The organism is Pseudomonas sp. 273 (assembly GCF_029201425.1).
Classification (GTDB): domain Bacteria; phylum Pseudomonadota; class Gammaproteobacteria; order Pseudomonadales; family Pseudomonadaceae; genus Pseudomonas; species Pseudomonas delhiensis.
In genome coordinates, this window is the sequence record NZ_CP116775.1 from 1723494 (window position 1) to 1736151 (window position 12658).

Below are 12658 nucleotides of genomic sequence, written 5' to 3' on the forward strand. Positions count from 1 at the left end.
GGAATTTGCCACACTGCGCCTCGCGTTCCTTTGCCGGAACGCAGGTGAGGTTGTTGTCGGAGCCGCGTGCTCCGGCTTTTTCACAGATCGTGGCGGGAGCCCCTTTTCGGGCTCTCGTTTTTTTTGCCCGGCCAAACGCCAACACCCTCGTAGGATGGGTTGAGCGAAGCGATACCCATCGCCACGACCGCATGGGTTTCGCAGGCTCAACCCATCCTACGAAGAGCATCCCGCTTCAGTCAGCCTTCTGCTGGAAGATGTCCTTGAGGAAGGCCTGCAGGTCGGCCCAGGACTTCTGGTCGGCGGTCTTGTCGTAGCCCACGTCCAGGCCGTGGCCCTTGTGCTTGTCGGCGTCGGGGTTGGTGAAGCTGTGCTTGGCGTTGGGCTGGACGACGAACCTGTAATCCACCTTGGCGGCGTCCATCTCCTGCTTGAAGGCGGCCACGCTGTCGGCCGGCACCAGGGTGTCGGCGCCGCCGTGCTCCACCAGCACCTTGGCGGTGACCGCGCCCGGCTGCGCCGGGGTGGCGGTGGCCAGCACCCCGTGGAAGCTGGCCACGCCCAGCAGCGGCAGGCCCTGGCGGGCCATGTCCAGCACCACCTTGCCGCCGAAGCAGTAGCCGATGGCGGCGATCTTCGCCGGGTCGGTCTGCGGCTGTTTCTTCAGCAGGTCCAGGCCGGCCTGGAAGCGCGCCTTGGCGGCGTCGGCGTTCTTCAGCGCCTCCTGCATGAAGGCCTGGGCCTGCTCGGGGTGCTCGGCCACCTTGCCCTCGCCGTACATGTCGATGGACAGCGCCGCGTAGCCCAGCGCGGCGAGGTCGCGGGCGCGGCGCTTGGCGTAGTCGTTCAGGCCCCACCATTCGTGGACCACGATGATCCCCGGGCGGATGCCGGATTGCGCGTCGTCGTAGGCGAAGTAGCCGACCAGCTTGGTGCCGTCGGTGGCCTGGTAGGGGATTTCCTGGGTCTTGACCTCCGCCTGGGCGGCGAAGCCCAGGCCGAGCAGCAGCAGGGTGGCGAGCAGGCGCATGGGCGTTTTCTCCAGAGGGTGGACTGAAAAAGATAGCCGGTTGTGCGGCGGCGGTCGGATTTTCCCGGCGCAACCGCTCAAGCCCGCGGCATCGCGTGAAAGCCGCGGCGCCATCGGCTACCCTTGCCGGGCCAGTCAGCCGTGCGGGACCCACAACGGATGTTCGACCTCAGTACCTGGAACCTCACCCTCCCCGAAGGCCGCCCGGCCAGGACCATCTCCACCCCGGCGCTGCAGCGCGACTACCAGAGCCCGTACTTCCACCGCAGCATCGACGGCGTGGAGTTCTGGGTGCCGGTCAACGGCAGCCACACGCCCAACAGCGAGTTCCCGCGCACCGAACTGCGCGAGACGCGCAGCGACGGCACGCCCTACACCTGGCGCTACCCGAACGTCGACAGCCTGCTGCGCGCCACCCTGAAGGTGGACGCGGTGCCCTCCATGCGCCGCATGGTGATCGGCCAGGTCCACAGCGACGGCGCCGGCAGCGGGGATGCCGCGCCACTGCTGAAGCTGGTCTACCAGCTGCGCCTGGACCAGGGCCGGGTGCTGGCGCAGATCCGCGAGCGCCCGGGCGACGCCACCGCCATCACCTACACGGTGCTCGACGGCATTCCTCTGGGGCGCAGCTTCGACTACCGCATCGGCGTCTCGCGCACCGGCGTGCTGAGCATCGAGGTCAACGACCAGCGCCTGGTCCGCCAGCTCGACCCGCGGTGGGCGCGCCAGGGCCTGTACTTCAAGGCGGGGCTGTACCTGCAGGATAATCGCGGCCCCGCCAGCGAAGGCGGGCGGGCGACCTTCAACGCCCTGTCGATCATGCACCGTTGAGGAACCGTCCCATGCTGCCTTCCCGAATCCTCCCGGCCCTGCTGCTCGCCGCCGGCCTGTCCCAGGCCCCGGGCGCCATGGCCGACGACTTCTCCGCCTGCCTCGCGCGCCTGCAGCCGCAGGCCGCCGCCAAGGGCGTGAGCGCTGCCGCCTACCAGCGCTACACCGGCGGCCTGGCGGCCGACCTCAGCGTGCTCGACCTGCTCAACGCCCAGCCGGAATTCGTCACCCCGCTGTGGGACTACCTGGCCGGCCTGGTGGACGATCAGCGCGTCGCCGATGGCAAGGCCATGCTGGCGCAGCACGCCGAGCTGTTCGAGCGCGTCGCCCGCCAGTACCGGGTGGACAAGTACACGGTGGCGGCGGTGTGGGGCGTGGAGAGCGACTTCGGCCGCATCACCGGCAAGCGCCCGCTGCTGGTCTCCCTCGGCACGCTGTCGTGCTACGGGCGGCGCCAGGCGTTCTTCCAGGGCGAGTTCTTCGCCACCCTCAAGCTGCTGCAGCAGGGCGACCTGCGCGATGCCGGCATCACCGGCTCCTGGGCCGGCGCCTTCGGCCAGACGCAGTTCATGCCCAGCACCTACGCGCGCATCGCCGAGGACTTCGACGGCGACGGCCACCGCGACCTGGTCAGCAGCGTGCCCGACGCCCTGGCCTCCACCGCCAACTACCTGCGCAAGGCCGGCTGGGTGCCGGGCGCGGCCTGGGGCTACGAGGTGAAGCTGCCGGCGAACTTCGCCGAATCCCAGGCCGGGCGCACCAAGCGGCGCACGGTGGCGGACTGGCAGGCCCTGGGCGTGAAGCGCATCGACGGCAGGCCGCTACCGGCCGGCGACGCCCGCGCCGCCATCCTGCTGCCCACCGGCAAGGCCGGCCCGGCCTTCCTGGTGCTGCGCAACTACGACGCCATCTATTCCTACAACGCCGCCGAGAGCTACGCCCTGGCCATCGCCCTGCTGTCCGACCGCCTGCGCGGCGAACCCGGCCTGCGCACTCCCTGGCCGACCGACGACCCGGGCCTGAGCCGCGCCCAGCGCAAGGAGCTGCAGCAACTGCTGCTGGCCCGCGGCCACGCCATCGGCGAGCCGGACGGGCTGATCGGCGACAACACCCGCCGCGCCATCCAGGCCGAGCAGCAACGCCTGGGCCTGCAGCCGGCCGACGGCCGCGCCGGACAGAAGATCCTCAAGGCCCTGCAAGCCGCGCACTGAACCGCCGCTTTTCGTAGGGCGAATAACCGTTCGCGGTTATCCGCCGGTACACCGAGGCCGCAGCCAACGCCCAGGTCAACCCCGGAGCCGCCGGGCACCGAGGCCAAACGGCGGATAACGTCGAACGTTATCCGCCCTACACCAGGCCCGACCTTGACGTAGGGCGAATAACCGTTCGCGGTTATCCGCCGATACGCCGAGGCCACAGCCAACGCCCAGGTCAACCCCGGAGCCGCCGGGCACCGAGGCCAAACGGCGGATAACGCCGTAGGCGTTATGCGCCCTACAACCGTTTTCCGTTCAGGCAAGGTTCAGCGGCCGGACAGGCTGCGTTCAGTGGCCGCCCCTTAACCTGCACTCCGTCAACCAGTTACAGACATCCCTGACGGAGAAACGCCATGAACATGCTGAAGCAGCTCACCCTCGCCACCGCCATCCTCGGCGCCACCGCGGGCCTCGCCCAGGCCTCGGAAAACTTCGCCGGCCTGACCTGGGGCGAAACCAGCAACAACATCCAGAAATCCGGCGCGCTGAACCGCAACCTCAACGATCCGAAGCTGGACAGCGTGATCAACAACAGCAGCACCTGGGGCGTGCGCGCCGGCCAGCAGAACGAGAACGGCCGCTACTACGCCACCTACGAGAACACCTCCGACACCTATCGCGGCCTGAAGCTGCGCCAGCAGAACCTGCTCGGCAGCTACGACGCCTTCCTGCCGCTGAACGACCAGGGCACCAAGGTCTTCGGCGGCGGCACCCTCGGCCTGACCAAGCTGGAGCAGGACTCCCGCGGCTACAGCCGCGACAGCGACATCGGCTACGCCATCGGCGCCCAGGCCGGTATCCTCCAGGACATCGGCAGGAACGCCTCGCTGGAAGGCGGCTATCGTTACCTGCGTACCAATGCCAGCACGGAGATGAGCCCCCACGGCGGCGACAAGGTCGGATCGCTGGACCTGCACAGCAGCTCGCAGCTCTACCTGGGCGCCAACTACCGGTTCTGACTGGCAGGGGGCCGGGCCCGCAGCCCGGCCCCGCATAAGGAGGAAGTTCCATGAAACTACTGGTGGTGGAAGATGAGGCGCTGTTGCGCCATCACCTGTACACCCGCCTCGGCGAACAGGGCCATGTGGTCGACGCCGTGGGCAATGCCGAAGAGGCCCTGTACCGGGCCGGCGAATACCATCACGACCTGGCGGTCATCGACCTGGGCCTGCCGGGCATGAGCGGGCTGGACCTGATCCGCGAGTTCCGCAGCCAGGGCAAGACCTTCCCGATCCTCATCCTCACCGCCCGCGGCAACTGGCAGGACAAGGTCGAGGGCCTGGCCGCCGGCGCCGACGACTACGTGGTCAAGCCGTTCCAGTTCGAGGAACTGGAGGCACGCCTGAACGCCCTGCTGCGGCGCTCCAGCGGCTTCGTCCAGGCCACCATCGAGGCCGGCCCGCTGCTGCTGGACCTCAACCGCAAGCAGGCCACGGTGGACGGCCAGGCGCTGGGCCTGACCGCCTTCGAGTACCGCATCCTCGAATACCTCATGCGCCATCACCAGCAGGTGGTGAGCAAGGAGCGGCTGATCGAGCAGCTCTACCCGGACGACGACGAGCGCGACCCCAACGTCATCGAGGTGCTGGTCGGCCGGCTGCGGCGCAAGCTGGAGAGCCACGAGGGCTTCCGCCCGATCGACACCGTGCGCGGCCAGGGCTACCTGTTCACCGAGCGCTGCCGCTGATGCGCTCGCTGCGCCTGCGCCTGATGCTCGGGGCCGCGGCCCTGGCGATCCTGTTCATGCTGGCGCTGCTGCCGGCCCTGCAGCGGGCCTTCAGCATCGCCCTGGTGAACGCCATCCAGCAGCGCCTGGCCTCGGACGTCGCCACCCTGGTGTCTTCCGCGCGCATCGACGGCGACCGCCTGAGCATGCCCAAGCACCTGGCGGTGGAGGACTTCAACCTGCCGGAGTCCAAGCTGCTGGGCTACATCTACGACCGCGACGGGCAGATGGTCTGGCGCTCCACCTCGACCCAGGACGAGAGCGTGCAGTACGTGCCGCTGTACGACGGCGAGCCCGACGTCTTCACCCGCGCCCGCGACGACCATGGCAACGAGTTCTTCGTCTACGACGTGGAGATCGACCTGGTGGGCGGCAAGCAGGCCGCCTACAGCATCGTCACCATGCAGCCGGTGAGCGCCTTCCGCGAGCTGGTGCACGGCTTCCGCGAGCAGCTGTACATCTGGCTCGGCGGCGCGCTGTTGCTGCTGCTCGGGCTGCTCTGGCTCGGCCTGGGCTGGGGCTTCCGCTCCATGCGCGGGTTGCGCGAGGAACTGGACCAGATCGAGGCCGGCGAGCGCGAAAGCCTGAGCGACGAGCACCCCAGCGAGATGCTGCGCCTGACCGACTCCCTCAACCGCCTGCTGGCCAGCGAGCGCAGCCAGCGCGAGCGCTACCGCAACTCCCTGGCGGACCTGGCGCACAGCCTGAAGACGCCGCTGGCGGTGCTGCAGGGGGTGAGCGAGAACCTGGCCAACGCGCCGGGCAACCGCGAGCAGGTGCAGGTGCTGCAGAGCCAGATCGAGCGCATGAGCCAGCAGATCGGCTACCAGCTGCAGCGCGCCAGCCTGCGCAAGAGCGGCCTGGTGCGCCACCGCGTGCAGCTGGCGCCGCTGCTCGACACCCTGGCCGGCGCGCTGGAGAAGGTCTACCGCGACAAGCGGGTGATCCTCGAACGCGACTTCCCCGAGGGCCTGAGCCTGCCGCTGGAGCAGGGCGCCTTGCTGGAGCTGCTCGGCAACCTGCTGGAGAACGCCTACCGCCTGTGCCTGGCCCGCGTGCGCGTCAGCGCCCGCCAGCGGGACGGCGGCTACGAACTGCGGGTGGAGGACGACGGCCCGGGCATCCCGCCGGACCAGCGCCAGCGCATCCTCCAGCGCGGCGAGAGGCTGGACACCCAGCACCCGGGACAGGGCATAGGCACGGCGGTGGTGAAGGACATCATCGACAGCTATGGCGGCAACCTGGCGCTGGACGACGCCGAGCTGGGCGGGGCCTGTTTCCGCATCTGGTTGCCGGGGTAGGTGTGTCGGAGCGCTCTTCGTAGGAGCGAGGGGGACGCCTGGTTCTTGCTCGCGAACCGCATGGCACCGCGTTTGTTCGCGAGCAAGCTCGCTCCTACGGGGGAGGAATACCGTGTTTCCCGGCAACCTGTAGGAGCGGGCCCTGCCCGCGAAATCGCGCGCAGGGCGCGCTCCTACAGGGAAATGGCGTGGGTGGGGCGGCGTAGGAACGGATCTCATCCGCGAATCGCGCCGGTGGTTCCGGCTATCGCGGACAAGGTCCGCTCCTACGGGGGAGAAATACCGTGTTTCCCGGCAACCTGTAGGAGCGGGCCCTGCCCGCGAAATCGCGCGCAGGGCGCGCTCCTACATGGGAATGGCGTGGGTGGGGCAGCGTAGGAGCGGATCTCATCCGCGAACCGCGCCGGAACCTCCGGCTATCGCGGACAAGGTCCGCTCCTACGGGGGAGGAATACCGTGTTTCCCGGCAACCTGTAGGAGCGGGCCCTGCCCGCGAAATCGCGCGCAGGGCGCGCTCCTACAGGGAAATGGCGTGGGTGGGGCGGCGTAGGAACGGATCTCATCCGCGAATCGCGCCGGTGGTTCCGGCGCGGTTCGCGGACAAGGTCCGCTCCTACGGGGGAGAAATACCGTGTTTCCCGGCAACCTGTAGGAGCGGGCCCTGCCCGCGAAATCGCGCGCAGGGCGCGCTCCTACATGGGAATGGCGTGGGCGGGGCAGCGTAGGAGCGGATCTCATCCGCGAATCGCGCCGGAACCTCCGGCTATCGCGGACAAGGTCCGCTCCTACAGGAGCAGGAAAAACACCGTCGTAGGATGGCGTTGAGCGCAGCGATACCCATCGCCCGCAAGGCCCTTCACTCCCCCTGCTGCGCCCGGTACGCCCCCGGCGTCAGCCCGGTCCATTTCTTGAACGCCCGGTGGAACGCCGAGGGCTCGGAGAAGCCGAGCTGGTCGGCGATGTCCTGGATCGACAGCTCGTCGCGGCCCAGGTGGTAGATGGCCAGGTCGCGGCGCAGCTGGTCCTTGAGTTCCTGGAAGTTCGGGCCTTCCTCGCGCAGGTGGCGGCGCAGCGTCTGCGGGCTCATGTGCAGTTGCTGCGCCACGCTTTCCAGGTCCGGCCAGCGCCGGCAGTCGCGGCCGAGCAGGCGGCGGATCTGGCTGGTCAGGCTGTCGCCGCCATCCGGGCGGGCCAGCAGGTCGGCCGGGGAGTCCTTGAGGAAGTGCTTGAGGCTGCGCTCGTCCTGCAGCAGCGGCATGTCCAGGTAGCGCGCCTGGAAGCTCAGCCCGGTGCTGTCGGCGTCGAAGCGCCGCGGGCAGGGGAACAGCAGGTCGTACTCGGCGGCGTGGGCCGGCTGCGGGTAGGCGAAGCGGGCTTCTTCCAGGCGGATGCGCTGGCCGATCAGCCAGCTGCCCAGGCGGTGCCAGATCACCAGCAGGCTCTCGGTGAGGAAGTGCTCCGGGTCCTGCAGCAGGCTGTGGTCGAGCACCAGCTCGGCGCGCTCACCGTCGCGGCGCAGTTCGATGCGCGGGGCGGCGGGGAACAGGTCGTAGAAGAGCGCGCCGCGGCCCAGGGCCTTCTCCAGGGTGCGGCACTGGATGATGGCGTGGCACATCATGGCGAAGGTGCCGCGCTTGCTGCGCACCTCGCCGAAGCCCATGTACTCGTCGTCGAGGTCCTCCCAGACCACCTGGATCAGCCGGCCGAACTGCTCCGGCGAGACCCGCGCCCGCGGCTCCTCGAGCAGCGCCGGCTGGATGCCGGCGGCGCGCAGCAGGGGCAGGATGTCGCGGCCCTGGCGCTGGGCGCCGCGCAGGGCGGCGCGGACGAAATGGCTGGCGATGGTGCGTTCACGCATGGGTTTTCCTTGTTCTGCTGCGTGTGTGCCGGGCGCCGCTTCGCGGCGGCCGTGGGGCAAATCTAAGGCACCCGGGGCCCTGGCGGATACCCGCCAAGTGGCGGGAAACCCGCCGCGGGCCTGGCGGGTTTCCGCCATCGGCCACTCTGCCCGGTCGTTACGTGTTTTTATAACTCATTGAAAATAAAGTAAAAATCAAGAAATGGCGATTTGGCACAGGGCTTGCCAATAGGGTTCCAAGGCCTGCCGACGGGCAGGACGAAAACAAATTCTCCCACAGAAGGGAGATAACGCTTCGGGCAACGCGCCGCCGCCAGGAAGGCGGGCCGCCAGCTCAAGAGGACCCTGCCGCAATGACCAAGCAACCCTTCTACAAGAGCCTGTACGTGCAGGTGCTGATCGCCATCGCTATCGGCATCGCCCTGGGCCACTACTACCCGCAGACCGCCGTGCTGATGAAGCCCCTGGGCGATGGCTTCGTCAAACTGATCAAGATGGCCATCGCGCCCATCATCTTCTGCACCGTGGTCACCGGCATCGCCGGCATGCAGAGCATGAAGGCGGTAGGCAAGACCGGCGGCATGGCCCTGCTGTACTTCGAGATCGTCTCCACCGTCGCGCTGATCATCGGCCTCGTGGTGGTCAACGTGGTCCAGCCCGGCGCCGGCATGCACGTCGACCCGGCCAGCCTGGACACCAGCAAGATCGCCGCCTACGCCGCCGCCGGCGCGAAGCAGAGCACCGTCGACTTCCTGATGAACATCATCCCCAACACCGTGGTCGGCGCCTTCGCCAACGGTGACATCCTGCAGGTGCTGTTCTTCTCCGTACTGTTCGGCTACGCCCTGCATCGCCTGGGCAGCTATGGCCAGCCGATCTTCCAGTTCATCGAACGCTTCACCCAGGTGATGTTCAACATCATCAACGTGATCATGAAGGTCGCCCCATCGGCGCCTTCGGCGCCATGGCCTTCACCATCGGCGCCTACGGCGTGGGTTCGCTGGTGCAACTGGGCCAGTTGATGGCGTGCTTCTACATCACCTGCCTGCTGTTCGTGCTCGTCGTCCTGGGCGGCATCGCCCGCGCCCACGGCTTCAACATCCTGAAGTTCATCAAGTACATCCGCGAGGAACTGCTGATCGTCCTCGGCACCTCCTCCTCGGAATCGGCGCTGCCGCGCATGATCGCCAAGATGGAGAAGCTGGGTTGCGACAAGAGCGTGGTCGGCCTGGTGATCCCCACCGGCTACTCCTTCAACCTCGACGGCACCTCCATCTACCTGACCATGGCCGCGGTATTCATCGCCCAGGCCACCGACACCCCGATGGACATCACCCACCAGCTGACCCTGCTGCTGGTGCTGCTGATCGCTTCCAAGGGCGCCGCCGGCGTCACCGGCTCGGGCTTCATCGTCCTGGCCGCCACCCTGTCCGCCGTGGGCCACCTGCCGGTCGCCGGCCTGGCGCTGATCCTCGGCATCGACCGCTTCATGTCCGAGGCCCGCGCCCTGACCAACCTGGTGGGCAACGGCGTGGCCACCGTGGTGGTCGCCAAGTGGTGCAAGCAGCTGGACTCCGCGCAACTGGACCGCGAACTGGCCGCCGGCCCGTCGGCCCTGGAGGCCAAGGAAGCCCAGGCCGCCTGATACCCGGTTCTCCGGTTGGGCGCGGCGACGTGAAGCGTCGCGCCTCCTTCAAGCCCGCCCCGCAGCGGGCTTTTTTATGGGCGGGGGAAAGGGGGCGCCGGAGGGTTCGGTGGGGTTCCAGGTCGTAGGGCGCATAACCGTTCGCGGTTATCCGCCGCTGGTCGTGCCGCCGGGGTGTCCGGTGTGGCTGGTGAAGCCCATCGTCATTCCCGCGAATGCAGAAACCCCAAAAAATACATCGGGTTTGGGTGTAACGCGCCGCTCCGAGTGTTCGGATGTTTCTCGTTTCGCCCCTCGGGCGAGTCACTTTTGTCAGTCGCCACAAAAGTAACCAAAAAGGCTTGCCCCGGCATACGGGCCCGATGAAGCCGGGCTACCCTCACGAACTCCCCCGCCACGGAGGCCCGCCCCGACAGCACGTCCCTGTGCTGATCGGGGCTCTCGCGACATCCATGTCGCATGACCTCCTGAGCGCCGGTTTCGCTCGGCCTTCTGAAGGGGCGTTCCGGTGCGCTCGGTTGTTTCTCTGGAAGTCCCAAACACAAATGCCAGAGCAAAAGCCGCTTTTGCTTTTCGTAGGATCGAGGGGGACGCCTAGTTCTTGCTCGCGAACCCTGGGTTCCCGCGTTCGCGGGAATGAAGACGCATGAGGATAATGCCTGACCCCAACGCCACTCAGGACAGCCCCCTCTCCCTTTTCAGGGAGAGGGTTGGGGAGAGGGTGTTCTTAAACGCAGCACCGTAGCCACCGGCAAACCCCGTTCGCGAGCAAGCTCGCTCCTACGAAGGCAGCCAGCCGCACAAACTCAGAGAATGATCTTGTCCTTGAGCTTCTCCACCGCCAGCTGCAGCGCCTGGATCACCCGGTCCTTGTCGAAGTTCTGCACGTTGTTGGTGTCCAGGTACATGGAGAAGCCCGGCAGCTCGTGCTCGATGAAGCTGGGGTTGGCGCCCAGGTCGCGGCGGAAGTCGACCGCCTGGTAGATCTGCACCGGCTTGCTGAAGCCCTTGACGCTGATCTGGCCCTTGTCGCGGCACATGATCACGTCCTTCACCAGCGAGTAGGACTCGTGGCTGAGGAGGATCTCGCCGGCCTCGGCGGCGCTTTCCAGGCGGCTGGCGAGGTTCACCTCGCGCCCGATGATGGTGTAGTCCATGCGCGTGTCGGCGCCGAAGTTGCCCACGGTGCAGTAGCCGGTGTTGATGCCCATGCGCACTTCCAGTGGCTTGGTGATGCCCTGGGCGCGCCACTGCTGGCGCATCACCTTCATGTGCTTGCGCATGGCCACGGCCATGGACACCGCCGCCACGGCGTCCTTCTTCGCGCCCTGGGTGCTGGGGTCGCCGAAGAACACCATCACGCAGTCGCCGACGAACTTGTCGATGGTGCCGCCGTACTTGAGGGCGATCTTCGACATTTCGTTGAGGTAGTTGTTGAGCATGTCGGTCAGGGTCTCGGCTTCCAGCTCCTCGGACAGCTCGGTGAAGCCCTTGATGTCGGAGAAGAACACCGTGAGCTTCTTGCGCTGGGTTTCCAGGCGCACGCTGCGCTTGCCGCTGAAGATGGATTCCCAGACCTGCGGCGACAGGTACTTGGCCAGGTTGTGCGCCAGCCGCGCGGCCTTTTCCTGCTCGAGGGTGATCTCGCCGCGGGCCTGGGCCAGGCGCAGGCCCTGCTGGTGCATGAAGTAGGCGGTGACGCAGATGTAGAAGGCGCAGAACAGCACGCTGACCAGGTTCACCAACAGCGGTGCGTTGCCCTTGAAGCCCGCGCTGGCCAGCGCGCCGGTGAGCACCGCGGCGCTCAGCGCCACCAGCAGGGCCAGGCCGAGGGTGCGCAGGCCGCCGATCACCAGCGAGGAGAAGGCCAGGATCAGCACCAGCATCAGCGCCGGCACCACCGAGAAGCCCAGCAGCGCGGCGCCGGCGCCGGTGTGCAGGGCGTCCATGGCCAGCAGCACCTGGCGCGTCTGCTGCGGGTGGGTGTGCTTGTAGCGCTGGCTCAGGTTCTGCGCCAGGTGCGGGTAGAGCAGGGCGTAGGGCACCATCCAGAGCGCGTCGTAGCCGAAGTACTGGCCGAAGGTGCCGGCGCTGACGGTGGCAGCCACGGCGATATAGGCCAGGACGCGCGAATGGTATTCACGCAGGGGGGCGGAGCCGAGTCGAGGCGGCCTTTCGGTACGGTTGGGCTTCATGCGCTGGGGTTATCCCTGATCGGTGATGGCGCATTCTGACGTGCGCCTTCCACAAGTACGACCCGGCGATCTTAACCAAGCGCCCATCCGCCGGCCAGTGACGATTCATCGCCCCCGGCCGGCGGATGGTTTCAGCCTGCTTCCTTGGCCATGTAGATGGAACGCTTGGGCTGGGCGAACACCCGGCGCAGCATGGGCTCGAAGAACTCCAGCGGCAGCGTCTCGCCCTCGGTGTCGAAGGCCGCGGCGTCGTAGCGGGCGCAGAACTCGATGGTGCGCTCGTATTCCGGGTGGTTCTTGAACTGCTCGCGCAGGTGCCGGTCCAGGCCCAGGTGGTGGAAGAAGTAGTAGCCCTGGAAGATCCCGTGCTTCTCGATCATCCAGAGGTTCTCGGGGCTGACGAAGGGCTTGAGGATGGCCGCGGCGATGTCCGGGTGGTTGTAGGAGCCCAGGGTGTCGCCGATGTCGTGGAGCAGGGCGCAGACCACGTATTCCTCGTCGCGGCCGTCGCGGTAGGCCAGGGTGGCGGTCTGCAGCGAGTGGGTCAGGCGGTCCACCGGGAAGCCGCCGAAGTCGCCGTCGAGCAGGCGCAGGTGCGCGAGGATGCGCTCGGGCAGCTGGGCGGCGTACTCGGTGAAGTGCTGGGAGATGGCCGACCAGTCCTCGGCGGTACCGTCTTCCATGTGGGTGAATCTGGCGCGGGCGTTCATCGGGCAGTCCTCTTGTGCTTGTGATGTGGACGGCTGTCAGTCTAGGTCCGCGCGCGGGCCCCGCCAGTGGCCTGGCGGGACAGGCCGCTGTCCCGGCGGACAGTCC

General features: G+C 67.6%; 9 protein-coding genes and 1 pseudogene. 6 read left to right on the forward strand and 4 right to left on the reverse strand.

Annotated elements, in window-relative coordinates; genetic code table 11:
- Nucleotides 1-235: 235 nt before the first annotated feature.
- Entirely contained in the window at nucleotides 236-1030 is a 795-nt protein-coding gene (locus PKO50_RS08320; RefSeq protein WP_275629307.1) for a dienelactone hydrolase family protein, read from the reverse strand.
- Nucleotides 1031-1189: 159 nt separating this feature from the next.
- Here PKO50_RS08320 and PKO50_RS08325 point away from each other — a divergent pair, with 159 nt between their 5' ends.
- The 5 genes from PKO50_RS08325 (at nucleotide 1190) to PKO50_RS08345 (ending at nucleotide 6144) form a co-directional block, all read left to right on the forward strand.
- On the forward strand, nucleotides 1190-1861 hold the full coding sequence (locus PKO50_RS08325) for a polysaccharide lyase family 7 protein (protein ID WP_275629308.1): 672 nt from the start codon (nucleotides 1190-1192) through the stop codon (nucleotides 1859-1861).
- A 77-nt stretch (nucleotides 1862-1938) separates the two neighbouring features.
- The gene (locus PKO50_RS08330; protein WP_275630442.1) at nucleotides 1939-3072 is read left to right on the forward strand and encodes a lytic murein transglycosylase; all 1134 of its coding nucleotides are present in this window, start codon (nucleotides 1939-1941) and stop codon (nucleotides 3070-3072) included.
- 398 nt (nucleotides 3073-3470) lie between these two features.
- Nucleotides 3471-4076, forward strand: coding sequence for an outer membrane beta-barrel protein (locus PKO50_RS08335; RefSeq protein ID WP_109933090.1), 606 nt, complete (start codon nucleotides 3471-3473; stop codon nucleotides 4074-4076).
- Between the two features lie 50 nt (nucleotides 4077-4126).
- Entirely contained in the window at nucleotides 4127-4804 is a 678-nt protein-coding gene (locus tag PKO50_RS08340) for a response regulator (protein ID WP_089394853.1), read from the forward strand.
- Entirely contained in the window at nucleotides 4801-6144 is a 1344-nt protein-coding gene (locus tag PKO50_RS08345; protein ID WP_275630443.1) for an ATP-binding protein, read from the forward strand. The genes PKO50_RS08340 and PKO50_RS08345 overlap by 4 nt, the downstream gene beginning before the upstream one ends.
- Nucleotides 6145-7000: 856 nt before the next feature.
- On the opposite strand, the gene PKO50_RS08350 is transcribed toward PKO50_RS08345, so the two are convergent.
- Entirely contained in the window at nucleotides 7001-8002 is a 1002-nt protein-coding gene (locus PKO50_RS08350) for an AraC family transcriptional regulator (protein ID WP_109935214.1), read from the reverse strand.
- 353 nt (nucleotides 8003-8355) lie between these two features.
- Here PKO50_RS08350 and PKO50_RS08355 point away from each other — a divergent pair.
- Nucleotides 8356-9647, forward strand: a pseudogene (locus tag PKO50_RS08355) (dicarboxylate/amino acid:cation symporter).
- 806 nt (nucleotides 9648-10453) lie between these two features.
- Here the strand turns inward: PKO50_RS08355 and PKO50_RS08360 are convergent.
- Together PKO50_RS08360 and PKO50_RS08365 are read right to left on the reverse strand one after the other, a co-directional pair.
- Nucleotides 10454-11842 carry an adenylate/guanylate cyclase domain-containing protein gene (locus PKO50_RS08360; protein ID WP_109935946.1) on the reverse strand — a complete coding sequence of 463 codons (1389 nt, stop codon included), beginning with the start codon at nucleotides 11840-11842 and terminating at the stop codon, nucleotides 10454-10456.
- Between the two features lie 131 nt (nucleotides 11843-11973).
- The gene (locus PKO50_RS08365; protein WP_275629309.1) at nucleotides 11974-12552 is read right to left on the reverse strand and encodes an HD domain-containing protein; all 579 of its coding nucleotides are present in this window, start codon (nucleotides 12550-12552) and stop codon (nucleotides 11974-11976) included.
- Nucleotides 12553-12658 lie beyond the last annotated feature (106 nt).